Genomic DNA, 26,881 nt, shown 5'->3' with positions numbered 1-26,881 from the left:
GTATTCAGGGAGAGAGAGGATGTCACGTCCGATTGTCGCTACCATCAACCAGCAGGCGTTACGTCATAACCTGACTGTTGTTCGCCAGGCGGCACCCGCCTCCCGCGTCTGGTCAGTGGTGAAAGCTAATGCTTATGGCCATGGCATTGATCGCGTGCGCGAGGCGTTATCTGTCACTGACGGCTTCGCGCTTCTTAATATGGAAGAGGCGATCCAGCTGCGCGAACAGGGCTGGAAAAAGCCGATTCTGCTGCTGGAAGGTTTCTTCCAGCCAGAGGATTTGCAGCTGATTGACCGTTATCGTCTCACCACCAGCGTACACAGTAACTGGCAAATCAACGCGCTGGCCAGTGCCAGACTTGCAGCACCGGTTGATATCTATCTCAAAATGAACAGCGGGATGAACCGGCTGGGTTTTCGCCCGGAACAGGTCAACGGTGCATGGCAAAAGCTGCGGGCGCTCAGTACGGTAGGTGAGATGACGCTGATGGCCCATTTTGCCGATGCGGAAAATTCGCAGGGTCTGATTGCGCCACTGCAGCGCGTAGAGCAGGCGGCTGAGGGGCTGAACTGTCCGCGATCGCTCTCCAACTCCGCCTGCACCCTGTGGCATCCTGAAGCGCACTTTGACTGGGTCCGTCCCGGCATCATTCTGTATGGCGCGTCGCCCAGCGGTGACTGGCAGGACATTGCAGGCAGTGGCCTGAAGCCGGTGATGACCTTAAGCAGTGAGATTATTGCGGTCCAGCAGCTACAGGCGGGCGATGGCGTGGGTTACGGCTACCGCTATCACGCCAGTGCAGCGCAGCGAATTGGCGTGGTGGCCTGTGGCTACGCGGATGGCTATCCACGGCATGCCCCGACGGGTACGCCCGTCTGTGTCGATGGCGTGATGACTCAGGTGGTTGGTGCGGTTTCGATGGATATGATCACCGTCGACTTGACCCCCTGTCCCCAGGCCGGTATTGGCTCAGCCGTGGAGCTGTGGGGTGAGCAGGTGAAAATCGATCAGGTGGCAAAAGCGGCCGGAACGGTAGGGTACGAGCTGATGTGTGCGCTGGCACCCCGCGTTCCGGTTAACGTTATTTAAGCGCGGTCAGGCTGCCGCGCATCTTTCTGCTGCAGCGCCAGGCGATAAAGGCCAGCGCTGCACCCAGCAGCATCATCAGACTCAGCGACAGCTTCTCCGCCACCGGCAGCGCCACAATGACCAGGCTGCCTGACGCGCCACCGGCCATCTGAATGAATCCCTGCAGGGCGGACGCCACGCCCGCCTGTTGCTGATAGGGCTCCAGCGCATAGCTGGTGGCCGGTCCTACCGTAAAGGCCAGCCCGGCAACTGAAACGGCCACCGGGAACATGTAAAGCGCCCAGTGCGTCTGCATCTCCGCCGGGAAGATCTGCATCCCCGCTACCAGCAGCACCGCGCCCAGCAGCATAGTGAAGAATCCCATCGCCAGGCAGAAAGGGCGACCCGCTTTGCGAATCGCTTTGTTCACGAACATGCTGACAAACATGATCCAGAAACCGTTGGCGCCAAAAGCAAAAGAGAACTGGATTGGCGTCAGCCCGCCTTCGGTCATTAATACCTGCGGTGCCAGCGACACGTAGGTCAGCACCATGCCCAGCGCACCGGCATTGGCGAACGCGAACGCCAGAAAGCGCGGCTGACGCAGGATCGCGGCATACTGTTTAATCGGTAATCCTTTCACCCGCAGGGTATCCGCCGGGCGCGTCTCTGGCAGCCAGATAATCACCAGCAGCGTAATCAGCACGCCGTAGGCGCAGAGAAACCAGAAGGGTGCGCGCCAGTCAAAGGCGCTGGCCAGCAAACCGCCCAGCAGCGGAGCCAGGGCCGGGACGATGTTTAATGCGCCATTCAGGAAGCCATACGCACGGGCGGCATCATCACCGCTCAGGCGATCACGCACGCCGCTAAAGGCCACGACCGCGCTGCAGCAGACGCCACAGCCCTGCACCAGGCGGGCAAGGACGAACAGCGGGAATGAGGTAGCGGTGGCGGCGATGGCACTCCCCGTGATGTAAAGCGCCAGGCCCAGCAGGGCGATCGGCTTACGGCCATAGTTGTCCACCAGCGGGCCGGTCACCAGTTGTCCCAGTCCCATGACCAGCAGAAACAGGGGAATGGTGGTCTGCACCAGATTAACCGGCGTATCCAGCCCTTCTGCGATTTGTGGCAGCGTGGGCAAATAGAGATCGATGCCTAAGGGTGCCAGCAGCACCAGGCTTAATAACAGCAGAGTAAATTTTTGCATAACAACCAGAGGGTAAGCGTTCTGTTAAAAAACGATCGCAGAGGGTAATGATTCAGCGGCAAAAAAGATAGAGGAAGTCGTGCGGAAAGTGCGATGCCTGCTGTAAACAGGCATCGCAGAGGTCTGATTAGTAAGCGCCGTCGCGGCGTAACACCACGCCTGCGGTTTTGAACAGGATCGCGATATCGGTCCAGAGCGCCCAGTTTTTGACATACCAGGAGTCAAAATAGACGCGGGTATCATAGTCGATATCGTTACGTCCGCTGACCTGCCACAGACCGGTCATACCCGGCTTGGCCATCAGGTAGTAGTCGACATCACCGGCATAACGCTCCAGCTCAGCTTCAATCACCGGACGCGGACCAACCAGGCTCATCTCGCCACGAATCACGTTCCACAGCTGCGGCAACTCGTCCAGGCTGGTTTTACGCAGGAAACTACCAATCCGGGTCACGCGCGGGTCATTCTTCAGTTTGAAATCTTTGTCCCACTCAATTCGTGCCTCTTCGCTGGTTGCCAGTAATTTCTCCAGCACCTCTTTGGAATTGGTCACCATGGAACGGAATTTCAGACATTTGAATTTTTTGCCATTCTGGCCCACACGCTCGTGACCATAAATGGCATTGCCGCCATCACGTTTCACCATATAGCAGAGCAGGGCGAAGATTGGGCCGAGGAACAGCAGCAGCATCGACGCCACCACGATATCAAAGGCGCGCTTCATGAAACGGGAGGAGTGTTTCGCCAGGTTGTTGCTGACGCGCAGAATCATCACTTCATGGCTGAAGATAAAGGACATGTCGGTGCCGTAAAGCGGCACGCCGCGCAGCGTAGGGATCACTGAAACTGAACGGCAGTTCATCTTCGACAGGAATTTCAGCCAGCGATCGCGCATCGGCTGCTGCTCATACTCCATAGCCACAATAAACTGCACGTTGTCGCGGTCAATGGTCTGCCAGTTGATATCTTTCCAGGTGATCACCGGCACGCCATTCACGCTCTGCTGAGCCGGGACATCATCGACCGAGATAAAGGCCTGTACGTTGTAGCCCAGAATCTCTTCACTCTGCAGCGCCGCGTAAGCTTCGGTGGCGTTTCTGCCGGAGCCAATAATGATGGTCTCTTTCTGCCACTGACCCGCCTTGTGAATGGCGCGTTTAACCAGAGCACGCATCAGCGGCAGCAGCAGCAGGGCATATGTCCAGCTGAAGACCCACACCATGCGGGAGAAGTCCCATTTAGAGAAGGCGATCAACGCGAGGTCGAGCAGCGAGAAAACAAATAATGTTTTAATGATCTCTTTCAGCTCAAACCAGAAGGGTTTGCGATAGGTATAGTGACGCAGGCGTACCCAGAACCAGCCGGTACACATGACTGACATAATAAACTGTGCCACAAAACGATATTCAATTTGATGAGGTGGAATAAAGGTATCCAGCTCGCCCCAAATACCCTGTATCGTCGCGGCAGATAAAAACAGTGCGAGGTTAAGTGCAATCAGATCGGAAAAGCTCAGGGCGAATTTCACGATGATATTTTTACGCGTGCCGCTCCACGAGCGGCTCGGGCTATTCATTATCAATGTACTTGCCATAAAACCTGCTCTCTTTCTCAAGTAAAAGATGGCCTGACCAGAATCATGTACGCGCTCAGGGGTGGGCTTCTGAAAAATTAAAAAATAATTTTCAGTCTGTTGCAGTCAGTAAAGCCAGTGCAGCTGCAAAAAAGATAACGGCTAAAGCGTGATAGTACTCACGAAATGTTGCAGCATTGAGAATGAGTATGCAGGAGTTATTTGACAGAGTTAATACGGAAAAAATCTGAAAACATCAAAAGTGATTAAAGTTTTAAATGGCTAAGTTTTGGTTTTTACTGGATAAAATAAGGCGGGGGTTGGTTATAACCAAACTGTTTAAGACGCTTTTTAGGAATTACCGCCAAATCTTACGACTGGCGGTAGTGATAACAGACTCAGGCAGGTTTTTTTAAAATCCAGCGGTCCTGCTGTTTATCGTAATGACCAATCTGCAGATCCACCGGTTCTCCGTCAATCCATGCCGGGACGCTGGTATCGCGATCCCAGCCATCAAGTTGGGTAATTAAGCCGGGATTGGTGTGACAGGGGATGCTGACGGTGTCGAGGTTCTCACTGTCAAGATCGGCATCAACAATCTCATAACGACCAATTTTAACCACGTGTCCCATTCATTTCTCCCGTTTTTGCTGGCATAGAATTTTAAGCTTAGCGTATCGACAGAAAATAACGTGGCTGAATGATTAGGATTATTCCTTCTCTTCAGCCGGACGGACACCAATCTTCACAATACGGTTATCCTCTTTCTCCGCGACGGTCCACGTCAGCTGATTCCACTCAACCTGATCACCAACCACCGGCGCGCCGCCCAGCATACTCAGCACCAGTTGTCCCAGCGACTGCTGATCGTTGGTGTTCTCATCCAGTTCCAGTCCGTAAATCTGCGCAATATCGCGCAGGCGAGCTTCAGCATCCAGAATAAAGTCACCAAAGAAACGCTGGTCCAGGGAAACCGGCGGCGACTGGCTGAACATTTTACCCAGCGCTGGCAGATCGCGCTCACGGCCAATCACGCAGATGACGTCGTTCTCCCTGAGCCGCGTTCCATCATTCGGATGCATCAGCACATTGTCACGGAACAGGGCGGCGATGCGGGTCTCACGCGGCATCTGCAGGTCACGCAGTGCGGCACCGATGCACCACTTGTCAGCGCTGAGCTGGTAGACAAACTGCTCCCACGGATTTTCGGGGTGGATATCCAGACCGATACGGCTGATAGGCGATGCGGTAGGCGGCACCACCACTTTGGCTTTTTTCGCTGCAAAGCCCAGCGAGGTGCCCTGCAACATCAGGGAGACCAGCACCACAAAGAAGGCGATATTAAAATAGAGCGACGCGTTTTCTAATCCGGCCATCATCGGGAAGACCGCAAGGATAATCGGCACCGCGCCGCGTAAACCGACCCAGCTGATAAAGACGCGTTCGCGGGTGGTAAAACTGCGAAACGGCAGCAGACCAATAAAGACCGACAGTGGGCGCGCCACCAGAATCAGCCACAGTGAGAGGATCATCGCCGGAACCGCGATATGCCACAAATCAGACGGGGTTACCAGCAGTCCCAGCACGATGAACATGCCAATCTGACTCAGCCACGCCATGCCGTCAAAGGTCTGCAGAATGCCGTGACGGTTGCGAATCGGCCTGTTGCCCAGTAAAAAGCCGCACAGATAGACCGCCAGGATGCCGCTGCCCTCTAATACCGTGGTCAGGGCGAACACCAGAATGCCGCCACTCAACGCCAGCAGCGGATAGAGCCCACCGGCCAGACTGATACGGTTAATCAGCTGCTGCAGCGCCCAGCCGCCGCCCAGGCCCAGCACAATACCCAGACCAAACTGCTGCACCAGATGCACCAGGAACATCCAGTCAAGGCCGCTGCGGCCCTGTTCGATCATCTCAATCAGCGTAATGGTCAGGAACACCGCCATCGGATCGTTACTGCCCGATTCAATCTCCAGCGTGGAGCTGACGCGCTCATTCAGGCCTTTGTCACCCAGCAGGGAGAAGACGGCGGCGGCATCCGTGGAGCCGATGATCGCGCCAATCAGGAAGCCCTGCATCATATCCAGGTTAAACAACCAGGCGGCGACCACACCGGTTAAGCCTGCGGTAATCATGACCCCGACGGTCGCCAGCGACAGCGCTGGCCCCAGGGCGACTTTAAATGAGCTGGCTTTGGTCCGCATGCCGCCATCCAGCAGGATAATCGCCAGCGCCAGGTTTGAGATTAAGTAAGCCGCCGGATAGTTATCAAAGGCGATGCCGCCGATACCATCAACCCCGGTCAGCATGCCGAGAGCGAGGAAGATCACCAGAATGGGGATACCCAGTCTGGATGAGAAAGAGCTGAGCAGAATGCTCGATGCGACCAGCACGGAACCGATGATAAACAGACTGTAGACAATAGTGTGGTTCAAACCCGATCTCCTGAGATATGACAGTGCGGTGCAGCGACTGGTGACAAATATCCATGCTATCTCTGAAAGATAATGTTTTATCAAGGAGTTGTCATTGTGAAAATGATCATTATACGAATTGCTTAACAGCGTATGGAATCAGATTAATGTGAAGAATGAGGGGGTTGGCAGGCAAGCGGCAGAAAACAGACTGTTTTAGCAGGTTATTCGGAAGATAAAAAAAGCCGGCGATAAGCCGGCTTAGTGCATCAGGCTTCCGTTGCCTGTTTATGGAACAGCGATCGGAACACCGGGTAGATATCTTCCGGCTCACGAATGTGTTCGATTGCAAAGTTATCGAACGTCGACTGCAGATGCTCATACTCGCGCCACAGCGTCTGATGCGCACGGCGGGTAATCTCGATATAACTGTAATAACGCACCACCGGCAGAATATGCTTCGCCAGAATCTCGTGACAGAGCGGTGAATCGTCGGCCCAGTTATCGCCATCTGACGCCTGCGCAGCATAGATGTTCCACTGCGCCGGATCATAGCGCTCTTTCACCACCTCATCCATGAGTTTCAGCGCACTCGAAACGATGGTGCCACCGGTCTCCTGAGAGTAGAAGAACTCCTGTTCATCCACCTCTTTGGCCTGCGTGTGATGACGAATATAAACCACATCGACATTCTTGTAGGTGCGGCTCAGGAACAGGTAAAGCAGGATATAGAAGCGTTTCGCCATATCCTTGGTGGCCTGATCCATGGATCCGGATACATCCATCAGACAGAACATCACCGCCTGGCTGGAAGGCTCCGGCCGTTTCTCAAAGTTTTTGTAGCGCAGGTCGAAGGTGTCGATAAAAGGCACCCGTTCGATACGCGCCCGCAACTCGGCGATCTCTTTGCGCAGCCGCTCCTCCTCCAGAAGCTGAGCCGGTTCAGAGTTCTCAATCTCCAGCAGCGTTTCTTCCAGTTCGTGCAGCATCCGGCGTTTGCCCGCCGTCATCGCCGTACGACGCGCCAGCGAGTTCTGCAGCGAACGTACGACGCTGATATTGGCAGGCACACCGTTAGAGGTGAAACCGGCACGGTGGGTCTTATACTCATTCAACTGGCGATGCTGGTTCCGGCGCAGGTTAGGCAGGGCGAGATCTTCAAACAGCAGGTCCAGATACTCATCTTTCGATATCTGAAAGACAAATTCATCCTGACCTTCACCATCCTGACTGGCATTGCCCTGGCCACTGCCGCCGCCACCGCCACCCTGCGGGCGCTCGACCCGGTCATTCTGCACAAAATGATCGTTGCCCGGATGGACCCGATGGCGGTTGCCGCCGCGTCCCTGATGGAAAATCGGCTCATTGATGTCGTCAATCGGGATAGAGACAGACTCACCGCTGCTTACATCGGTCACCGAGCGTTTATTGATGGCCTCGGAGATCGACTGCTTAATTTGCGACTTATAACGGCGCAAGAAGCGCTGGCGGTTTACCGCGCTCTTGTTTTTGCCGTTGAGTCGGCGATCGATGAAATAGGCCATGGTATTCCCCCAAACTACATTGTAAGCAGGCCGGGCGAACCCGACCTTGTCAGACCGGTATCACTTACCGGCAAGCTTACAGACTCTTATCAGGACGATTTACGCACACGCAAATACCATTCACACAGCAGGCGAACCTGTTTGCGGGTATAGCCTTTTTCCATCATGCGATCGACAAAATCATCATGCTTTTTCTGCTCATCGGTAGAGGTCTTGGTATTAAACGAGATCACCGGCAGCAACTCTTCCGTATTCGAGAACATTTTCTTCTCGATCACGGTGCGTAATTTCTCGTAACTGGTCCAGTTCGGGTTGCGACCGTTATTGTGTGCCCTGGCGCGCAGCACGAAGTTGACGATCTCATTACGGAAATCTTTCGGGTTACTGATGCCAGCGGGCTTCTCGATTTTTTCCAGTTCCGCGTTGAGCGATTCACGATCAAACAGCTGTCCGGTATCGGGATCGCGATACTCCTGATCCTGAATCCAGAAGTCGGCATAGGTCACATAGCGGTCAAAGATGTTCTGACCATATTCAGAGTAAGATTCCAGATAGGCGGTCTGAATCTCTTTGCCGATAAACTCAGCATATTTGGGGATCAGATAGCCTTTGAGGTGCTCAAGGTATTTCTCAGCCTGATCCTGTGGGAACTGTTCGCGCTCAATCTGCTGCTCCAGCACGTAGAACAGATGCACCGGGTTGGCCGCCACTTCGGCGTGGTCAAAGTTAAACACCCGCGACAGAATCTTAAAGGCAAAGCGGGTTGAAAGGCCGTTCATCCCCTCATCCACACCGGCGTAATCATGATACTCCTGCCATGACTTCGCCTTAGGGTCGGTATCTTTCAGGCTTTCACCATCGTAGACCCGCATTTTGGAATAGATGCTGGAGTTATCCGGATCCTTGAGACGTGACAGGATAGAGAAGCGTGCCAGCGTTTCCAGCGTACCCGGTGCACAGGGCGAGGTCGCCAGCTCACTGTGATTAAGTAACTTGTCGTAGATTTTGATCTCTTCAGAGACCCGCAGGCAGTAGGGCACCTTGACGATATAGACACGGTCAAGGAACGCCTCATTATTCTTGTTATTACGGAACGTCACCCACTCTGATTCGTTGGAGTGCGCCAGAATAATGCCGTTAAACGGCAGCGCCGAAATCCCCTCGGTGCCGTTGTAGTTCCCTTCCTGCGTCGCCGTCAGTAAAGGGTGCAGCACCTTAATAGGCGCTTTGAACATCTCAACGAATTCCATGATGCCCTGGTTGGCACGGCAGAGTGCACCGGAGTAACCGTAAGCATCAGGATCGTTTTGCGCATGGTTTTCGAGTTTACGGATATCCACTTTACCCACCAGCGCAGAGATATCCTGGTTGTTCTCATCACCCGGTTCAGTTTTGGCAATCGCCAGCTGTTCCAGGATCGACGGCCAGACTTTCACCACTTTGAAACGCGAGATATCGCCGCCAAAGTCGTGCAGTCGCTTAGCGGCCCACGGCGACATAATCGTGCCGAGATAACGGCGCGGCACGCCATACTCTTTTTCGAGAATATGCGCATCTTCCTGCGGATTAAACAGGCAGAGAGGGTGGTCATTAACCGGGCTGCGTTCCCCATCGGCGCTCAGTACATAGATGGGTACCCGCTGCATCAGCGACTTAAGCCGTTCCGCCAGTGAGGATTTACCGCCACCTACCGGCCCCAGTAAATAGAGGATCTGTTTCTTCTCTTCCAGTCCCTGAGCGGCATGTTTCAGGTAGGAAACGATCTGTTCAATCGCTTCCTCCATGCCGTAAAACTCCTCGAACGCCGGATAGCGTCCCATCACACGGTTGGAGAATATTCTGGAAAGGCGTGGCTCCTGAGCAGTATCGACCATTACCGGCTCTCCGATAGCCATTAACAGTCGCTCTGCAGCGTTGGCGTATGCACTGCGATCCTGCTTACAGATGGCAAGAAATTCCTGCAGTGTGAACTCTTCGTCCTTGGCAGCTTCATAACGCTGACGATAGTGATCGAATATATTCATAGCGATGCCCGTCCTTTCGTTTTTAGCACAGGTAAGGAGCGTAATTAGAGGCTTATAGCAGCTCCCGGAAGATATTCTCTGTTGAGTACAGCAACCCTTATGCCAACCTGATCTTTCTTATCGGGATACACAACTTTTGTGGTTACTCTGCTCGTACAAAATGTCTGCTGTTACTTCTAACTGTAGATGGCTTCTAGGAAATTTCCTCCACGGGTTTGGGTTAATGAGGGGAAGATCAACTGTACAGCGGGTCTGTTGTGAGATGCGTTCATATGGGTGATGCTTTAACTTAACGTGTTTTTAACCTTTAATGCCACTTTCATCGGTTAGCCACTTAAAGGATTTCGATATAAGTTAATCCAGCCGTGAAAAAACGTTAGACTTCCTGTTTGATTGTTATATTTATGGAATGAATAAATTGTGAACCAATTCAAATTTAAGACGCTTGTTGCACTTCTGCCCTGTTATTTACTGGCCACGCACGCGAATGCCGCACCGCTTTCCATTGGCGCATCGGTCATCTATGCCGATTCACCTTATCGCGGCGGCCAGGACCGGTATATCCCGCTTCCGGTTATCAATTACGAGGGTGAAGACTTCTGGTTCCGCAGCCTGCAGGGCGGCTACTACCTGTGGAAAGATCCTCAGAACCAGCTGTCACTGACGCTGCTGGGTTCACCGCAGGAGTACAAACCCAGCGACAACGACCTGGGCGACATGAAAGGGCTGGATAAACGCCGCATGACGCTGATGGGTGGCGCAACCTATCGTCACACCGCTGACTGGGGGATTGTCCGTACCTCATTGCTGGGGGATGTGCTCAATAACAGCAATGGGATGATCTGGGACCTGACATACCTCTATCGCTTCCAGATGGGTGACTTCAGCCTGACGCCGGGCATCGGGGCCACATGGAACAGCGCCAATCAAAACCGTTATTACTATGGGGTATCCGGGCATGAAAGCGCCCGTACCGGCATCAGCCGTTACAACCCGGATGACAGCTGGTCACCTTATGTGGAACTGAGCGCCAGCTATCAGATTGCGCCGCAGTGGAATGCCAGCGTTATGGGGCGTTATATCCGTTTCGACAGCGAAATCAAAGACAGCCCGATGATTGATAAAAGCGGGCAGGCGTTAATCTGGACGGGTGTCAGCTATACCTTCTGATAACGCACCAAAAGAGGGCATTTATTGCCCTCTGTTCTTTCACAGGGCCTCAGAATGGGGCGGGAGAGCAGAATGCGTAACACGATTAACTTTGCCGGTTTTAGCGATCTGCCTGTTATTGGTCAGGGCACCTGGTATATGGGTGAAAACACGGCGCAACGTGCTGATGAAGTCGCTGCTTTGCAGGCGGGTCTTGAGTGCGGCTTGCAGCTTATTGATACCGCTGAAATGTATGCAGATGGCGGAGCCGAAGAGGTGGTCGGGCAGGCACTGCTGGGCCGTCGCGACCGGGCGCTGCTGGTCTCCAAAGTTTATCCGTGGAATGCGGGCGAAGTGGATGCCATTGCAGCCTGTGAGCGCAGCCTGCAACGTCTGCAAACCGATTATCTCGATCTCTACCTGTTGCACTGGCGCGGCAATATTCCGCTGGAAGAGACACTGCGCGCGATGGAACGCCTGCAGCAGCAGGGCAAAATTCGTCACTGGGGCGTATCGAATTTCGATACCGACGATATGGCCGAACTGTGGGATGAAGAGAAGGGCGAGGCCTGCGCGACCAATCAGGTGCTCTATCATCTGGCTTCACGCGGCATTGAATTTGATCTGCTGCCGGCATGTCAGCAGCGTGGCGTACCGGTCATGGCCTACTGTCCGCTGGCCCAGGCCGGACGGCTACGTGACTCACTCTTTACCGATCCTCAGCTGACTCAGATTGCACAGCAGAAGGGCATCAGCGTGGCGCAATTACTGCTGGCCTGGGTGATTCGTCAGCCAGGGGTGATTGCCATTCCTAAAGCCAGTTCAGTGGCCCACGTTCAGGAAAATGCGGCGGCGCTGGAGGTGGAACTGACCGATGAGGATTTGCAGCTCATCGATCGCGCCTGGCCAGCGCCACAGCATAAATTGCCGCTGGATATTGTTTAGCCGTTAACGTTATCGCTGGCTGCGGCTTTCTTTTTGAGGCGGAACGTCGTGGCCAGTCGTGCCGGTTTTTCACCCGCGCTGCGTAACGGTTTGCTGATACGCGCCGTCTCCACACAGACCATGGTCTTATAGCCCTCATTCGCCATATCCGTCATGCTGCAGGAGAGTTCCACACCCGGATTCCACGTGACAACGTCACTGTGATGATGGTGGTACACCTCGATCTGCCGCTCGCCCGCAGTATCATTAATCACTGAGCAATCTTCTGCTGCGGTAAAGATACGGTCGATGCGTCCAGGATAACGCTGTTTGCCGTCGCTGCTGGCCACCTCGCCGTTATTCACTTTGTCGATATAGCTATTGCCCAGACCCGAGACTTCCACACCGTTGATGTCGCTGACGGTAAAGTAGCTGTGCAGAGCCGCCGTCGCTTCAAAGTCACCATAGGCTTCCAGCTCAATCTCACAATGCTGGCCCAGCCGGAAGCGGGCAATCAGGGTGAATTCATGCGGCCAGAGCTTCAGCGTCTGAGGGTTGCTCTCCAGCACCAGCGTCAGCATGACGCCCTCTTCATTTTCATCATGCGCCGTAAGCTTCCACGGCTGAACCCGCGCAAAGCCGTGTGCCGGTTCGCCCGCCGGGCCGAACCACGGCCAGCAGATCGGAACGCCGCCACGAATCGCCTTACCCGGTGCAAAGAGACTCTTATCACTCAGCCAGAGTACCGGCTTTTCGCCGCTGGGTTGCCAGGCGATGAGGTGCGCGCCCTGAAGCGTAATGGCTGCCCGCACTTTAGGGTGACTCACAACAATGGCGGGGAGTTCACCTATCTGGCGCTGGGTGAGGTAAGGGGAGATCTGCGTGACCACCGGCAGAGAAAACAGTTTATCTTGCATGTTCGATTCCTTCCTGTGCGGATCAAAAAAAGGGCGACCGAAGTCGCCCTTATTCTCAATGATGTCTGGCTGCCTTATTTAGCAGAAACCAGTGCAATCAGGTCGAGAACTTTGTTTGAGTAGCCAGTTTCGTTGTCGTACCAGGAAACCAGTTTCACAAAGTTGTCGTTCAGCGCGATACCGGCTTTAGCGTCAAACACTGAAGTCAGGATTTCGCCGTTGAAGTCGGTAGAAACCACGTCATCTTCAACGTAGCCCAGAACGTCTTTCATCTCACCTTCTGCAGCCGCTTTAATTGCAGCACAGATTTCTTTGTAAGAAGCCGCTTTTTCCAGACGCACGGTCAGGTCAACAACGGAAACGTTAGGGGTTGGTACGCGGAATGCCATACCGGTCAGTTTGCCGTTCAGCTCTGGCAGAACTTTACCAACGGCTTTAGCTGCGCCAGTTGATGAAGGAATGATGTTCTGCGATGCGCCGCGGCCGCCGCGCCAGTCTTTATGAGACGGGCCATCAACGGTTTTCTGAGTAGCAGTGGTGGCGTGAACGGTCGTCATCAGACCTTCAACGATGCCAAACTTGTCGTTGATCACTTTTGCCAGCGGTGCCAGGCAGTTAGTGGTACAGGATGCGTTAGACACGATATCCTGGCCATCATATTTGTCGAAGTTTGCACCACGAACAAACATTGGGGTGTCATCTTTAGATGGACCGGTCAGAACGACTTTCTTAGCACCTGCGGTGATGTGTTTACGCGCGGTTTCGTCGGTCAGGAAGATACCGGTTGCTTCAGCAACAACGTCAACGCCTACTTCATCCCACTTCAGGTTGGCCGGATCACGTTCAGCGGTAACACGGATTTTTTTACCGTTAACCACCAGTGCGCCATCCTGAACTTCTACCGTGCCGTCGAAACGACCGTGAGTAGAGTCATACTTCAGCATGTACGCCATGTAATCCGCGTCCAGCAGGTCGTTGATAGCAACGATTTCGATGTCAGAACGCTTTTGAGCAGCACGGAAAACGATGCGACCGATACGGCCGAAACCGTTGATACCTACTTTGATAGTCATATATTCCACCAGCTATTGGTTAGTGAATAAAAGGTTGCCTGTAAAATTACAAAAACCTTACCAGGCGTCAAGCGGAATCGTGTCAATTGTTGCGACAAATCAATTCGCCTGAAAGGAATTATTCGATGCGCAACCGCTTGCGCGCCGCCAATGATATCGCGCTTCGTTGAATCAATCGCCGAATATATAGGGATGCTCCGGATAAAAGGTGATCGATGTCACAAATCCGCTTAGCAGAGAGCAGGCTGAAAGGGTGAGCACAAAAAAAGACCCGGGTTATGTTGATCATTTGTTAGAATAATAGTCGAATTTTTCAGAATGGCACTGCCCGGAATCCTAAAATGGCTAAAGACACCGCACCCGAAGCAAAAATTGCACAGTTGACTGAAATGCAACGCTACGTCACTCAGCAACGCGGAACGGAACCGCCTTACAGCGGCGCACTGCTGCACAACAAGCAGGAAGGGATCTACCACTGTCTGATCTGTGAGGCGCCACTTTTTCTCTCCGAGACGAAGTATGACTCTGGCTGTGGCTGGCCCAGTTTCTACCAGCCGGTCAGTGATGATGCGATTCGCTATATTGAAGATGATTCACACGGTATGCAGCGTATTGAGATCCGCTGTGGCAGTTGCGATGCGCACCTGGGACATGTCTTCCCTGACGGCCCGCAGCCGACCGGCGAACGCTATTGTGTTAACTCCGCCTCGCTGAATTTTACCGACGAGCAGGGCGAACAGACCAAAGGGTAATGGCGATGAAGGAACAGCTTGAAGCAATGCTTGCATCGATGACGCCTGAAGTCTATCAGCGTCTTTCCACGGCGGTTGAGATTGGTAAATGGCCGGATGGCGTGGCACTGACCCAGGAGCAGCGCGACAATTGCCTGCAGCTGGTCATGATGTGGCAGGCGCGGCACAACGACGCGCCGCAGCACATGACCATTGGCAAAGGTGGCGAAATGGTGATGAAGTCGAAAAAAGAGCTCAAAGAAGAGTTTGGAATTGACCCTGACGTGACCCGCATCCATCTGCATTAAAAAAAAGCTGGCGTCATGCCAGCTCCATTTTAAATCAGAATCGCGCCCTGAGCGGTCATCTGGGCAAAGGCAATTTCGCTGTCCTCGGGATTCAGATTGACGCCCCGGCAGCCCTCTTTAACCACCTCAACGTGATAACCCAGCTCCAGCGCATCCAGCACGCTATATTTGACGCAGTAATCCGTCGCCAGCCCCAGCATCACCAGATGGGTGATCCCACGCTCACGCAGCCAGCTGTCCAGCTCGGTCTTACGGCGATGGCCATTGTCAAAAAAGGCGCTATAGCTGTCGACATCCTGATCCTGGCCCTTATGGAACGTCGCATCGAACAGTGAGCGATCGAGACCCGGATGAAAATCAGCGCCAGTCGAGCCCTGGATGCCGTGATCGGGCCACCAGATCTGGGCCAGACCATTTAACTCGCCCAGCGTGTAGACCGGCTCGCCGGAAACCGAGGCAAAGCTGCCGTGATCGGCCGGATGCCAGTCCTGCAGCGCCAGTACGCATTCGCCGTTTTCACGGAACAGTCGCGCATAACGATTAGCCACCTCGACCGTATGGTCGCCCTCATGGACTGCCATCGGGCCGCCGGGGCAAAAATCGTTCTGAATATCAATAATGATGAGTGCCCGCTTCATTACATATCGCTCCGTTTCAGTCTTCAGTCAGTTCGCCGCGCAAATTCTGCTGCATTCTGGCTCGGATTTGATCGGCCGAAAGATCCTGGCTGAGTAAAAAGTGTAGCTTTGTCAGCGCCGCTTCCACGGTGAGGTCAAATCCGCTGATGACACCAGCATGTTCCAGCGCATTGCCGGTAGCGTATCCGCCCATATTCACTTTGCCGGAAATACACTGGGTGAGATTTACCACCACGATGCCACGCTCGCTGGCCTGCTGCAATTCTGCCAGAAATTCCTTGTTCTGCGGTGCATTACCCACACCATAGGAGCGCAGGATCAATGCTTTGACTGGCTGACGCAGAAAGTTACGTACAACGTCGGCTGAAATACCGGGATAGATGGTGACCACGCCAATGGGCTGAGGCGTAATGGTGTGAACCTTCAGTTCGCCCTGACCGGCTGGGGCTGGCGGTGTATTAAGACGACGAATATGAATGCCCGCTTCCAGCAGCGCAGAGAGGTTGGGCGAAGCAAAGGCGTTGAAGCCATCTGCATGTGCCTTGGTGGTCCGGTTACCGCGATAGAGCGTGTTATTGAAAAACAGCGACACTTCGCTAATCGGATAGTTGGCCGCCACATAGAGCGAATTTAAGAGATTCTGCTGACCATCTGAACGTAATTCCGCTAACGGAATCTGCGAGCCCGTGACGATAACCGGCTTGGCCAGATTTTCCAGCATAAAGGAGAGTGCTGAGGCGGTAAATGCCATGGTGTCAGTGCCATGCAGGATCACAAAACCATCATAGCGATCGTAGTTCTGACGGATATCTTCTGCGATAGACTGCCAGTCCTGCGGGGTCATGTCGGAAGAGTCGATCAGCGGCTGATACTCATGAATGGTGAAATCAGGCATCTCAGGGCGGTGGAACTCCGGCATGTTAGCCAGCTGTTGCTGCAGGTGTCCGGAGACCGGAATATAACCCTGCGCCGAACGCTGCATACCGATCGTCCCGCCAGTGTAGGCTACGTAGATGTTTTTCTTTTGCATTAGAGAACTCAGACTCGCCATAAAACGCGCAGTATAAGGGGAATAGCGGGGAAAAGCAGCCCGACCAGCGGCCGGGCTGCGAGGTTTATCGCACTTCGCCGCAGTTCAGGCAGAATGCATAACGGTTCTGAGGATCGTTCTGCTTGTCGAACAGACCAGGCTGGGCTTTCATAGCACTCATCACATCCAGCATCGGTGCTGGCAGCCAGGCTTTCAGCGTATCAGGCAGGACAGCCTGCACCGACGCGTTCATCTGGCTCAGCATCATATCCAGGAAGCTCGGGTCATCCTGATACCAGCTCAGCTGCGGATTACTGACTTTCGCCAGCTCGCCCGCCTTCTTCACGGCATCATCGAAGTCACCCAGCGCATCAACCAGACCATTGGCTTTCGCATCGCTGCCAGTCCAGACGTGGCCCTGTGCAATGGCATCAATCTGCTCTGCTGTTTTATGACGTGATTTCGCCACCAGACCGACAAAGTTGCGGTAGCCATTTTCGATGGTCAGCTGCATCAGTTGCTGAACTTCCGTTGGCAGCGCTTTGGTGGTTGAGATATCCGCCAGCGGTGAGGTCGCAACACCGTCGGTGTGCACGCCGATACTGTCCAGGCTGTTCTCCAGCGTATTGATCACGCCGAAGATGCCAATCGAGCCAGTCAGCGTGCTGGGGTTCGCCACAATGTAGCTGGCAGGCGTTGAGATCCAGTAACCGCCAGACGCCGCCATGCCTCCCATCGAGACCACAATCGGCTTACCGGCCGCCTGCGCTGCCGCCAGCTCTTCACGAATCGCTTCCGAGGCGGTGACGCTGCCACCCGGGCTGTTCACCCGCAGAATAATCGCTTTGATTTTCGGATCGAGACGCGCATCGCGGATCTGTGCCGCCGTCGTGTCGCCACCGACGTTGCCCGGCGTCTCTTCACCATCCATGATGGCACCGCTGGCCATGACTACCGCGATGTTGCCATCCTGCTGCGTGGAGGTGGTTTTCACGCTGTAGTCATAGATGCTGACGCTACGGTAATCATTGCTCTGCTTATCCAGACCAAAAGTTTTTACCAGCTCCTGATCGGCTGCCGCACGTGAACCCAGGGCATCGACCAGCTTGTTATCCAGCGCATATTGCGCGGTATCGCCTTTCACGGCGTTTAATCCGGCAATAATCGCAGTAGCACCGGGGAAGAGTTGCTCCGGCGTAATCTGGCGGTTCGCTGCCACGGTGTTCAGGTAGTTCTGCCACAGCTGACCGACCCAGCGGCTGTCAGCATCCCGTGCGGCAGGGGACATGTCGTCACGCAGGAAGGGCTCAACCGCAGATTTGTAGGTTCCGACACGGAAGACGTGTGAGGTGACTTTCAGCTTCTCCAGCAAGGTTTTGTAATAGAGTCCGTTGGTAGCGAAACCATGCAGATCTACGGTGCCCTGTGGTGACAGATAGATTTTGGTGGCGTAGCTGGCAAGGTAATACTGCGCCTGGCTGTAGCTGTCGCCGAGTGCATAAATCGGCTTGCCGCTGTCGCGGAATTCGCGTAGCGCTTTACCCACATATTGCAGTGAAGGCTGATCCCCACCGGCAAATTCGCGTAAATCGAGCACCATGCCTTTAATGTTGCTGTCATCTTTTGCCTGACGAATAGCGTCGACCACATCAAACAGCGAATTTTCCTGTAAACGGTCACTGCTGGCACCCAGCAGCTGGCGGCCAATTTTGCTCAGACGGTTGCTTACCGACGGTTTATCCACCAGCACGCCGCTGAGATCCACTTTCAGTGCGCCTTGCTGAATCGGCGCTGAACTGCCGCCCGACCCGCTGACCTGCAGCCAGATCCCTACACCCACCACAATCAACAAAATCAGGAAAATATTCAGAATAAATTCCCTGATAAAATTCAGTACCCGCCAGCTCCAGCGGAACAGACCTGCAATTATTCGCCACAATGTGCGCATCAGACTCTCCATAAATATGTAGCAGGAAGTGGCCGCCGCGCGGACCAGACTTCCCCGACGAGCTCATCCTAAAGAGCGGCGTGTTAAAAGTCAGCAGGAAATCACTGCGCACTGTTACAAAAAATCTGCCTGTGCCAGGATAACTGCAACATTACAGAGATCGGGAGAGAAACATGGACGCACTGGAGTTACTGGTCAACCGACGTTCGGCCTCACGCCTGACTGAGCCGGCACCTGCGGGTGACGCACTGGAAAATATCCTGCGGGCTGGCATGCGCGCCCCGGATCACGGCACGCTGCAACCCTGGCGCTTTATCATTGTGGAAAATGAGGGGCGCGACCGTCTGAGCCAACTGCTGGAGCAGGCAGCACGCGATAAACAGCTGGATGAAAAGGCGATTAACAAAGCGAGCCAGTCACCGTTTCGGGCACCGATGATCATTACGGTGGTGGCACATTGTGAAGAGCACCACAAAGTGCCGCGCTGGGAGCAGATCGCCTCGGCAAGCTGTGCAGTGATGGCCATGCAGATGGCGGCCGTCGCTCAGGGTTACAACGGTATCTGGCGCAGTGGTCCCTGGACCGATGACGAGCAGGTACGCCAGGGGTTTGGCTGCCGCGAACAGGATGCCATCGTCGGCTTTCTCTATCTGGGCACCCCGCAACTGAAATCCAGCACTACGGTGCTCCCACCTGACACGGCGCCTTTCGTCCGTTACTTCTGACTACAATGCTTGTCCGGTTCCGGCAGGGTGCATTTCAGCCCTGCTTTTTGCACGGTTCCTGTGCGAACGATCGCTAACGCCGCGCATCACACTTACGCCAGCGGGCCTGCCAGGCTAACATAGCCCCAGTATTCAAACCGACAGCGGACAACCGGTTATCACTGCGTTCCCCCTGATGTTAAGGATTACCTGATTCAATGCGTTTGTTTATTGCGGAAAAACCGAGCCTGGGGCGTGCTATCGCAGATGTGCTGCCGAAACCGCATCGACGCGGTGATGGATTCATTGCCTGCGGCAACGATCAGATCGTCACCTGGTGTGTAGGCCATCTTCTGGAGCAGGCGCAACCCGACAGTTATGACAGCCGTTATGCACGCTGGTCGCTGGCGGATTTACCCATCATTCCGGAAAAATGGCAGCTAAAACCGCGTCCCTCGGTCGCTAAGCAACTGAAAGTGGTTGAGGGCTTGCTGGCGCAGGCGAATGAAGTGGTGCATGCCGGTGACCCGGATCGGGAAGGGCAGTTGCTGGTGGATGAGGTGCTCGACTACCTGAACCTGCCGGCTGAAAAACGCAGCAAGGTGCAGCGCTGTCTGATTAACGATCTCAATCCTCAGGCGGTGGATCGGGCAGTAAACCGCCTGCGTGAAAATCGCGAGTTTATTCCGTTGTGCGTCTCGGCGCTGGCCCGCGCCCGGGCGGACTGGCTCTATGGCATTAACATGACCCGCGCCTGGACGCTGCTGGGACGCAATGCAGGCTATGATGGCGTACTGTCGGTGGGCCGGGTGCAGACGCCGGTGCTTGGGCTGGTGGTCCGGCGCGATGAAGAGATCGAGAACTTCGTGCCGAAAGATTACTTCGAAGTGAAAGCGCACATCCTCACGCCTGACGGCGCCCGATTTATCGCCAGCTGGATCCCCAGTGAGGCCTGTGAACCATGGCAGGATGAAGAGGGCCGCCTGCTCAAACGCGCGCTGGCGGAGCATGTGGTGACGCGTATCACGGGCCAGCCGGCGATCGTCACTGCCTACAGCGATAAGCGCGAAAATGAGGTGGCGCCGCTGCCCTTTTCCTTATCCAGCCTGCAGATCGAGGCCGCTAAACGTTACGGGCTGAGTGCGCAGACGGTGCTGGATACCTGCCAGCGGCTTTACGAAACCCATAAACTGATTACCTATCCCCGTTCGGACAGCCGCTATCTGCCTGAAGAGCATTTTGCCGGTCGTCATGCGGTGTTAAAGGCGATACAGGCGCATCAGTCACAGCTGACCCCACCGGCAGATTTCGATGCCGATCGCAGAAATCGCTGCTGGGATGATAAAAAAGTGGATGCCCACCATGCGATTATTCCAACGGCCCGTGCCAGCGCGGTGAAGCTCAGTGAAAACGAGCAGCATATCTATGAACTGGTAGCGCGCCAGTATCTGATGCAGTTCTGCCCGGATGCGGTATTCCGCAAATGTGTCATCGATCTCGATATTGCCGGTGGAAAATTCGTGGCGAAAGCGCGCTTCCTGGCGGAAGCGGGCTGGCGTGCGCTGCTGGGCAACAAAGAGCGGGATGAAGAGAACGACGGCATGCCGTTGCCTGTGGTAGCGAAAGGGGATGAGCTGCTGTGTGAGCGCGGAGAGGTGCTGGCGAAGCAAACCCAGCCGCCACGCCCGTTTACCGATGCCACCATTCTTTCTGCAATGACCGGCATTGCCCGTTTCGTTCAGGATAAAGAATTAAAGAAAGTGCTGCGTGCGACCGATGGTTTAGGAACGGAAGCCACACGCGCCGGCATTATCGAATTACTGTTTCGTCGTGGCTTCCTGGTGAAGAAGGGCCGTTATATCAATTCTACGGATGCCGGACGCGCCCTGATTCACTCCCTGCCCGATCTGGCAGCACGCCCGGATATGACGGCGCAGTGGGAATCGACACTGACGCGTATCAGCGAAAAGGCCTGCCGCTATGATGAGTTCATGCAGCCGCTGGTGCAAACCTTAGCTGGTCTGATCCAGCAGGCGCGACAGCAGCCTGCGGCGCATGCATTTCGGGGATTACCGTCCACTGGACAGAAACGTCCGGTGCGCAAAACCAGGCGTAAAGTGAAGGAGACGGAATGAGGCGTTATTCAGTATTACTGGTCGTGGCCCTGTTGCTGGCGACCAGCGTGGCGCAGGCCAACAGTCGTTATCAGTCGATGCCACAGCAGGGCAGCAACGGTGGCAACACCGATGTCGTGGTGGATATGCCACCCGAGGCATGGACACAGGCAGAGAGACGTCAGCCAGACTGTCTCCGCTGCTGTATCTTTGAGAACCGTAACTACACGGAAGGCGCGGTGGTGAAATCAGAGGGGGTGTTGCTGCAATGTACCCGTGATGAACACTCCATCGGCACCAATAACCTGATCTGGAAAATAGTGAAATAGCCGTCGCGTGGCGCTCTGCCACGCGACCGTCAGTTAAAAGCGGAAGGTTGACCAGATGGGTGCGTGGTCAGACGGTTTTTCCATGCCCCGGATCTCATAATCAATGCCGGTCTCAACGCAGTGCGACGCCAGGGTTTTGCTCGCCAGCACCAGATCGATGCGTAACCCGCGATTATCATCAAACCCTTTCGAACGGTAATCGAACCAGGAGAAGCGATCCGCAACCTCCGGATTGTGCTCACGCCAGGTATCAACCAGTCCCCAGCCCAGCAGGCGGTCCATCCACTCGCGCTCTTCCGGCAGGAAGGAGCATTTGCCGGTGCGCAGCCAGCGCTTGCGGCTCTCTTCACCAATACCAATATCCCGATCGGTGCTGCTGATATTCATGTCGCCCATAATCAGAACCGGCTTATCAGCAGGCAGATCTTCGGTCAGCAGACGTTGCAGATCCCGATAGAATTTCTCTTTAGCCGGAAACTTGGTGGGATGGTCGCGGCTCTCGCCCTGCGGAAAATAGCCGTTAATTACCGTGATGTCGCCAATCGGGCTGGGAAGTTCCGCGATGATCAGGCGGCGCTGGGATTCTTCGTCATCACCCGGGAAACCCCGGCTCACTGACACTGGCTCAGCTTTGGTTAACAGGGCAACGCCGTAGTGACCTTTCTGTCCATGATAGAAGACGTGATAGCCGAGCTTTGACACCTCTTCCAGCGGGAACATGTCGTCATGGACCTTGGTTTCCTGCAGACCGATAACATCGGGCTGATGCTGTTCGACAAGTGCCTGAAGCTGATGCGGGCGGGCACGCAACCCATTGATGTTAAATGAAACAAATTTCATGAGATCGACCGTTGTTCAGAAATGTCAGGCGGAGATGGTAGCGATTTTTGCTGAAAAAGTCATGGCGGAACAGGCTGAGATTGTGTGAAAGCGGGCAGGAGTGTGGGGGCGAACAGGAAGCTTAGGTATTATTTGGGGGATGGTGTGCAACATGCGAGATGGTGGTGGGAGAAGGATTATTCGGCGCGTTGCGCCTCACCCTGCGGGCCGCGCTGAAGCGCGTTGTCTCGCGATGCTCGACCCGAACCTTAATCGAAGGTTCTCATCCCTCTCCCCGCAGAACAGGAAGCTTAGGTATTATTTTGGGGATGATGTGCAACATACGAGATGGTGGTGGGAGAAGGATTATTCGGCGCGTTGCGCCTCACCCTGCGGGCCGCGCTGAAGCGCGTTGTCTCGCGATGCTCGACCCGAACCTTGATCGAAGGTTCTCATCCCTCTCCCCGCAGAACAGGAAGCTTAGGTATTATTTGGGGGATGGTGTGCATCATACGAGATGGTGGTGGGAGAAGGATTCGAACCTTCGAAGTCTGTGACGGCAGATTTACAGTCTGCTCCCTTTGGCCGCTCGGGAATCCCACCTGGGATAGTGATGTGGCTTAAGATGATTCAGATTCAGATGGTGGTGGGAGAAGGATTCGAACCTTCGAAGTCTGTGACGGCAGATTTACAGTCTGCTCCCTTTGGCCGCTCGGGAATCCCACCATGGCCTGAATCTTTCTCTCTTAAAGCGGGGCGCATCATACCAAATGCGATAAGGGTGTAAAGCGCCCACTGGCAAAACCGCAACTGTTTGCCCACTTTTTACGCGTAGCGCTGAATCTGCAGACAATTCAGCGCACTGGCTGATTAAAGAATAATCGTGCGGTTGCCGTAAACGAACACGCGCTGCCCCAGCACTTTATACAGTGCGTTGCTCAGGACATTCTTTTCTACGTCGCGACCGGCGCGCATCATCTCATCGGCGGTGTAGCTGTGATCAACGTTTATCACATCCTGCATGATGATTGGGCCTTCATCGAGATTGTCGTTCACATAGTGCGCGGTGGCACCGATGATCTTCACGCCACGTTCATAAGCCTGATGATAGGGACGGGCACCGATAAAGGCGGGCAGGAAGGAGTGGTGAATATTGATAATCTGGTTCGGATAACGCTGCACAAAGGCGGGCGTCAGGACGCGCATATATTTTGCCAGCACCACGTAATCGGGCTGATAGCGGTCAATCTCTTCCACCATGCGGTTATCGTGCTCTTCCCGCGTCAGTCCCTCATGGCTCACCAGCACAAACGGAATATCGAAACGCTCAACCAGTGAACGCAGGGTGTCGTGGTTACCCACTACCGCCGCAATTTCCATATCCAGGCCGCCAAACGCGCTCTTCATTAACAGATCGCCCAGACAATGCGCCTCTTTAGTGACAAGAATCACCACGCGGCGACGACCGGCGCTGTGCAGTTCCCGGACTGAACCCTGGGGCAGGGCGCTGTCGAGGTCGGCGAGCAGGGTGTTGTCGTTGAAGATCCCTTCCAGTTCGGTACGCATGAAAAAACGCCCGGTGCGATGATCAACAAACTCATTGTTCTGCACGATATTAAGTTCGTGCTTGTAACAAATATTGGTGATTTTGGCGATCAGACCTTTTGCATCGGGACAAATGGTTCGTAAAACTTTTCTTTGCATGGTTTGCGCTTGCATCTCAATCAGAGTCCTGTCAAAGCATTAGGGGTAAAACCGCTGGGGTAGCCGTCAGCTTAACCACAACATTTTTTGTATTTTTTTTCACTGCCACACGGGCAGCGATCGTTACGCCCCACGGGCGGTGCTGTACCGTCAACATAGTACCAGCGTTGATCCTCGCGAAGAAAGCGTGAACATTCATGAATGGCCTGAATGTTGGTTTTCTCGCGGTATCGCGCAAAAAAGGTAACGAAAGCTTCGTTCTCATGGCTTCCATGATTACAACGGGTTACATTCAGGCTGAGCCAGTCAGTTCCTGGAAAACTTTCAGATAAAAGCCCTGACAGCGCCGGATGACGCTTCTCAGGATGCCAGGTCGCAACCAGATAGTCCGCATTATGCTGAACATAAGCGCAATAACGGGATCGCATAAGTTGTTCAGCTGTAACAGGAATCTGGTTACCCTGAAGAAAGGGCTCGCAACATACGCTATACTGCTCTCCGCTACAACATGGGCAGGTTTCTGACACATTATCTCCCGGGAATGATGGGTCGGTTTTACAAGCGCGCTATGTTAGCTGACCCCGTGTTGTGATGCTACGTATTGACGGCAGGACCAGACAGAAATGAGAAAGGTAAAAATTGGATTGGCTCTGGGTTCTGGAGCGGCCAAAGGATGGGCGCATATCGGCGTGATCAACGCGCTGGAGCGTGCAGGTATTGAGATCGACGTCGTTGCGGGCTGCTCTGTCGGGGCATTAGTCGGATCTGCCTATGTGAATAACCGCCTGCCGCTGATGGAAAAATGGGTCAGTGCATTTCGCTACTGGGATGTTATTCGCCTGATGGATGTCTCCTGGCAGCGTGGCGGACTGCTGCGCGGTGAGCGGGTCTTTAGCCATGTTCGTCAGCTGATCCCCAATGACACGATAGAGCACTGTCATAAACCCTTTGGCGTGGTGGCGACTAACCTCAGTACCGGTCGTGAACTCTGGCTGACTGAGGGCGATCTGCATCAGGCAGTACGCGCTTCATGCAGTATGCCAGGTTTATTACCGCCGGTGGGCTACAATGGGTATTGGCTGGTGGATGGTGCCGTAGTCAACCCGGTGCCGATTTCACTTACCCGTGCCCTGGGGGCAGACATTGTTATCGCCGTTGACTTGCAGCATGACGCGCATTTAATGCAGCAGGATCTCTTTTCCGTGACACCACAGAATAGCGAAGAAGAAGCCGCCGCAGCGGCATTGAGTTGGGGTGGGAAGCTGCGTCAGCGTCTGGTGAATTTCAGCCAGCGCCGTGGGTCTCAGTCACCTGGCGCGATGGAGATTATGTCCACCTCTATCCAGGTGCTGGAAAATCGCCTGAAGCGGAATCGCATGGCAGGCGATCCGCCCGATGTTTTGATTCAGCCGGTCTGTCCGCAAATTTCGACGCTGGACTTTCATCGTGCTGAGGAAGCCATTGAAGCAGGCAAGGCCGCCGTAGAGAAGAAAATGGATGAACTATTACCACTGGTCCGTGGCAGATAATCAGGTTGTTCATTCAAAGCGGTGACTTCAGCCAATTCTTAAAGGCGCAACTGCGTTTTATGAACCACTATTGAAATATCTGGTACGCAGGGGGAAAGAATGGAAAAACCACTACTCGGCAAAAAGATACTCATTGTCGAAGATGAGGCTGTTTTCCGTTCGTTGCTGGACCAATTTTTGTTATCGATGGGTGCTGTGACGTTACAAGCGGAAGATGGTCTGGAAGCAATTGCACAACTACAACAGCATACTGTCGACCTGATTATCTGCGATCTGGAAATGCCCCGCATGAGCGGCATCCAGTTCGTTGAGCACATTCGTACCCGCGGCAACATCGTGCCGATTTTAATCATCTCAGCTACCGAGAACATGTCGGATATTGCGCATGTATTGCGTCTTGGGGTGCAGGATGTGCTGCTTAAACCACTTAAAAACTTTGAGCGCTTCCGTGAAGCGGTCTATGAATGTCTCTATCCCTCTATGTTCACTTCGAAAGTGGAAGAGGATGAACAACTGTTCCAGGACTGGGATGCGCTGGTTCGTGATCCTAAAGCGGCTGCAAAGCTGCTCAAGCAACTCCAGCCACCGGTGCAGCAGACTATTGCCAACTGCCGGGTTAACTATCGTCAGCTGACGATGGCTGAGCAGCCTGGGCTGGTGCTTGATATCGCGGCGCTCTCCGACAAAGATCTGGCGTTCTACTGTCTGGACGTGACCCGTGCCGGTGATAATGGCGTGCTGGCAGCGTTGCTGCTGCGGGCGCTGTTCAATGGCCTGCTGCAGGAGCAACTGACCGGGCAGAAACAGCGTCTGCCGGAACTTAATGGGCTGCTCAGACAGGTCAATCTGTTACTGCGCCAGGCGAACCTGAGCGGCCAGTTCCCGTTACTGGTTGGGTACTATCATCGCGGATTAAAGAACTTAATTCTGGTTTCGGCCGGATTGAACGCCACACTCCATGTTCATGCCCATCAGATTCAGCTCAGCAATGGTGTCCCCCTTGGCACTATGGGCAGCACCCATCTTAACCAGATCAGTCAGCGCGCAGAAAACTGGCAATGCCACGTCTGGGGCGCGGGCGGGCGCATTCGGCTGATGCTATCGACGGAAGAATAAGCCGTAAAAACAGA

General features: G+C 54.3%; 24 protein-coding genes, 2 tRNA genes and 2 other RNA genes. 10 read left to right on the top strand and 18 right to left on the bottom strand.

Features of this window, described 5'->3' with window-relative positions:
* Nucleotides 1–19 precede the first annotated feature (19 nt).
* On the top strand, nucleotides 20–1,090 hold the full coding sequence (gene dadX, locus ACMGGP_RS09470) for a catabolic alanine racemase DadX (RefSeq protein WP_266093968.1): 1,071 nt from the start codon (nucleotides 20–22) through the stop codon (nucleotides 1,088–1,090).
* Here the strand turns inward: dadX and ACMGGP_RS09465 are convergent.
* The 6 genes from ACMGGP_RS09465 to yeaG all read right to left on the bottom strand — a co-directional run bounded on the left by ACMGGP_RS09465 (nucleotide 1,083) and on the right by yeaG (nucleotide 9,834).
* Nucleotides 1,083–2,276: a multidrug effflux MFS transporter gene (locus ACMGGP_RS09465; protein ID WP_010260592.1), complete on the bottom strand. Its 1,194-nt coding sequence runs from the start codon at nucleotides 2,274–2,276 to the stop codon at nucleotides 1,083–1,085. The two genes, dadX and ACMGGP_RS09465, sit on opposite strands and share 8 nt — an antisense overlap.
* A 127-nt stretch (nucleotides 2,277–2,403) precedes the next feature.
* Nucleotides 2,404–3,870 carry an undecaprenyl-phosphate galactose phosphotransferase WbaP gene (wbaP, locus tag ACMGGP_RS09460; RefSeq protein WP_029519111.1) on the bottom strand — a complete coding sequence of 489 codons (1,467 nt, stop codon included), beginning with the start codon at nucleotides 3,868–3,870 and terminating at the stop codon, nucleotides 2,404–2,406.
* Between the two features lie 377 nt (nucleotides 3,871–4,247).
* On the bottom strand, nucleotides 4,248–4,481 hold the full coding sequence (locus ACMGGP_RS09455; RefSeq protein WP_010260598.1) for a DUF1480 family protein: 234 nt from the start codon (nucleotides 4,479–4,481) through the stop codon (nucleotides 4,248–4,250).
* Between the two features lie 78 nt (nucleotides 4,482–4,559).
* Nucleotides 4,560–6,287, bottom strand: a complete 1,728-nt coding sequence (locus ACMGGP_RS09450; protein WP_010670274.1) for a potassium/proton antiporter — start codon at nucleotides 6,285–6,287, stop codon at nucleotides 4,560–4,562.
* 248 nt (nucleotides 6,288–6,535) lie between these two features.
* On the bottom strand, nucleotides 6,536–7,810 hold the full coding sequence (locus ACMGGP_RS09445; RefSeq protein ID WP_010260603.1) for a YeaH/YhbH family protein: 1,275 nt from the start codon (nucleotides 7,808–7,810) through the stop codon (nucleotides 6,536–6,538).
* A gap of 89 nt (nucleotides 7,811–7,899) precedes the next feature.
* Nucleotides 7,900–9,834, bottom strand: a complete 1,935-nt coding sequence (gene yeaG / locus ACMGGP_RS09440; RefSeq protein WP_010260606.1) for a protein kinase YeaG — start codon at nucleotides 9,832–9,834, stop codon at nucleotides 7,900–7,902.
* Between the two features lie 420 nt (nucleotides 9,835–10,254).
* On the opposite strand from yeaG, the gene ACMGGP_RS09435 reads away from it, so the two are divergent.
* Together ACMGGP_RS09435 and ACMGGP_RS09430 are read left to right on the top strand one after the other, a co-directional pair.
* Nucleotides 10,255–11,004 (top strand): MipA/OmpV family protein, encoded by a 750-nt coding sequence (locus ACMGGP_RS09435; protein ID WP_010260609.1) that lies wholly within the window; start codon nucleotides 10,255–10,257, stop codon nucleotides 11,002–11,004.
* A 72-nt stretch (nucleotides 11,005–11,076) separates the two neighbouring features.
* Nucleotides 11,077–11,928, top strand: a complete 852-nt coding sequence (locus ACMGGP_RS09430) for an aldo/keto reductase (protein WP_498798385.1) — start codon at nucleotides 11,077–11,079, stop codon at nucleotides 11,926–11,928.
* Here ACMGGP_RS09430 and ACMGGP_RS09425 read toward each other — a convergent pair.
* Together ACMGGP_RS09425 and gapA are read right to left on the bottom strand one after the other, a co-directional pair.
* Nucleotides 11,925–12,824, bottom strand: a complete 900-nt coding sequence (locus ACMGGP_RS09425; protein ID WP_062757780.1) for a D-hexose-6-phosphate mutarotase — start codon at nucleotides 12,822–12,824, stop codon at nucleotides 11,925–11,927. The two genes, ACMGGP_RS09430 and ACMGGP_RS09425, sit on opposite strands and share 4 nt — an antisense overlap.
* A gap of 74 nt (nucleotides 12,825–12,898) precedes the next feature.
* Complete coding sequence (gapA, locus tag ACMGGP_RS09420) at nucleotides 12,899–13,897, bottom strand: glyceraldehyde-3-phosphate dehydrogenase (protein WP_003852747.1); 999 nt, start codon at nucleotides 13,895–13,897, stop codon at nucleotides 12,899–12,901.
* A 341-nt stretch (nucleotides 13,898–14,238) separates the two neighbouring features.
* Here gapA and msrB point away from each other — a divergent pair, with 341 nt between their 5' ends.
* A complete protein-coding gene (gene msrB, locus ACMGGP_RS09415; RefSeq protein ID WP_010670269.1) occupies nucleotides 14,239–14,649 on the top strand; it encodes a peptide-methionine (R)-S-oxide reductase MsrB in 411 nt (136 codons plus the stop codon).
* A 5-nt stretch (nucleotides 14,650–14,654) separates the two neighbouring features.
* The gene (locus ACMGGP_RS09410) at nucleotides 14,655–14,936 is read left to right on the top strand and encodes a YeaC family protein (RefSeq protein WP_404566662.1); all 282 of its coding nucleotides are present in this window, start codon (nucleotides 14,655–14,657) and stop codon (nucleotides 14,934–14,936) included.
* A gap of 29 nt (nucleotides 14,937–14,965) precedes the next feature.
* Here ACMGGP_RS09410 and pncA read toward each other — a convergent pair whose 3' ends face one another.
* The 3 genes from pncA to sppA form a co-directional block, all read right to left on the bottom strand.
* Entirely contained in the window at nucleotides 14,966–15,574 is a 609-nt protein-coding gene (pncA, locus tag ACMGGP_RS09405; protein ID WP_010260626.1) for a bifunctional nicotinamidase/pyrazinamidase, read from the bottom strand.
* A gap of 16 nt (nucleotides 15,575–15,590) precedes the next feature.
* The gene (gene ansA / locus ACMGGP_RS09400; RefSeq protein WP_010260629.1) at nucleotides 15,591–16,604 is read right to left on the bottom strand and encodes an asparaginase; all 1,014 of its coding nucleotides are present in this window, start codon (nucleotides 16,602–16,604) and stop codon (nucleotides 15,591–15,593) included.
* A gap of 85 nt (nucleotides 16,605–16,689) precedes the next feature.
* Complete coding sequence (gene sppA, locus ACMGGP_RS09395) at nucleotides 16,690–18,552, bottom strand: signal peptide peptidase SppA (protein WP_498798384.1); 1,863 nt, start codon at nucleotides 18,550–18,552, stop codon at nucleotides 16,690–16,692.
* 173 nt (nucleotides 18,553–18,725) lie between these two features.
* On the opposite strand from sppA, the gene ACMGGP_RS09390 reads away from it, so the two are divergent.
* From ACMGGP_RS09390 to ACMGGP_RS09380, 3 genes are all read left to right on the top strand, one after another.
* The gene (locus ACMGGP_RS09390; RefSeq protein WP_031592757.1) at nucleotides 18,726–19,277 is read left to right on the top strand and encodes an NAD(P)H nitroreductase; all 552 of its coding nucleotides are present in this window, start codon (nucleotides 18,726–18,728) and stop codon (nucleotides 19,275–19,277) included.
* Nucleotides 19,278–19,474: 197 nt separating this feature from the next.
* Nucleotides 19,475–21,391: a DNA topoisomerase III gene (locus tag ACMGGP_RS09385; protein WP_498798383.1), complete on the top strand. Its 1,917-nt coding sequence runs from the start codon at nucleotides 19,475–19,477 to the stop codon at nucleotides 21,389–21,391.
* Nucleotides 21,388–21,699 carry a DUF1496 domain-containing protein gene (locus ACMGGP_RS09380; RefSeq protein ID WP_060680340.1) on the top strand — a complete coding sequence of 104 codons (312 nt, stop codon included), beginning with the start codon at nucleotides 21,388–21,390 and terminating at the stop codon, nucleotides 21,697–21,699. Before ACMGGP_RS09385 ends, ACMGGP_RS09380 begins: the two co-directional genes overlap by 4 nt.
* Nucleotides 21,700–21,732: 33 nt before the next feature.
* Here ACMGGP_RS09380 and xthA read toward each other — a convergent pair whose 3' ends face one another.
* From xthA to ACMGGP_RS09345, 7 genes are all read right to left on the bottom strand, one after another.
* Nucleotides 21,733–22,539: an exodeoxyribonuclease III gene (gene xthA / locus ACMGGP_RS09375; protein WP_010260640.1), complete on the bottom strand. Its 807-nt coding sequence runs from the start codon at nucleotides 22,537–22,539 to the stop codon at nucleotides 21,733–21,735.
* 159 nt (nucleotides 22,540–22,698) lie between these two features.
* A non-coding RNA gene (locus tag ACMGGP_RS09370) (RtT sRNA) lies at nucleotides 22,699–22,826 on the bottom strand.
* Nucleotides 22,827–22,867: 41 nt separating this feature from the next.
* Nucleotides 22,868–22,995: non-coding RNA, RtT sRNA (locus tag ACMGGP_RS09365), on the bottom strand.
* A gap of 41 nt (nucleotides 22,996–23,036) precedes the next feature.
* Nucleotides 23,037–23,121: transfer RNA gene (locus ACMGGP_RS09360), tRNA-Tyr, on the bottom strand.
* A gap of 38 nt (nucleotides 23,122–23,159) precedes the next feature.
* Nucleotides 23,160–23,244: transfer RNA gene (locus ACMGGP_RS09355), tRNA-Tyr, on the bottom strand.
* A gap of 144 nt (nucleotides 23,245–23,388) precedes the next feature.
* Nucleotides 23,389–24,222, bottom strand: coding sequence for a formyltetrahydrofolate deformylase (gene purU, locus ACMGGP_RS09350; protein ID WP_498798382.1), 834 nt, complete (start codon nucleotides 24,220–24,222; stop codon nucleotides 23,389–23,391).
* Nucleotides 24,223–24,293: 71 nt separating this feature from the next.
* Complete coding sequence (locus ACMGGP_RS09345) at nucleotides 24,294–24,749, bottom strand: YchJ family protein (RefSeq protein ID WP_029519106.1); 456 nt, start codon at nucleotides 24,747–24,749, stop codon at nucleotides 24,294–24,296.
* 96 nt (nucleotides 24,750–24,845) lie between these two features.
* Between ACMGGP_RS09345 and rssA the strand changes: the two genes are divergently transcribed.
* Both rssA and rssB read left to right on the top strand, forming a co-directional pair.
* Complete coding sequence (gene rssA, locus ACMGGP_RS09340) at nucleotides 24,846–25,751, top strand: patatin-like phospholipase RssA (protein ID WP_010670266.1); 906 nt, start codon at nucleotides 24,846–24,848, stop codon at nucleotides 25,749–25,751.
* A 99-nt stretch (nucleotides 25,752–25,850) separates the two neighbouring features.
* Nucleotides 25,851–26,867, top strand: a complete 1,017-nt coding sequence (gene rssB / locus ACMGGP_RS09335) for a two-component system response regulator RssB (protein WP_010244345.1) — start codon at nucleotides 25,851–25,853, stop codon at nucleotides 26,865–26,867.
* Nucleotides 26,868–26,881: the final 14 nt, after the last annotated feature.

Source organism: Curtobacterium sp. BNK-1, assembly GCF_048685235.1.
Taxonomy (GTDB): domain Bacteria; phylum Pseudomonadota; class Gammaproteobacteria; order Enterobacterales; family Enterobacteriaceae; genus Pantoea; species Pantoea agglomerans.
This window is presented reverse-complemented; position numbering and strand designations above follow the sequence as displayed.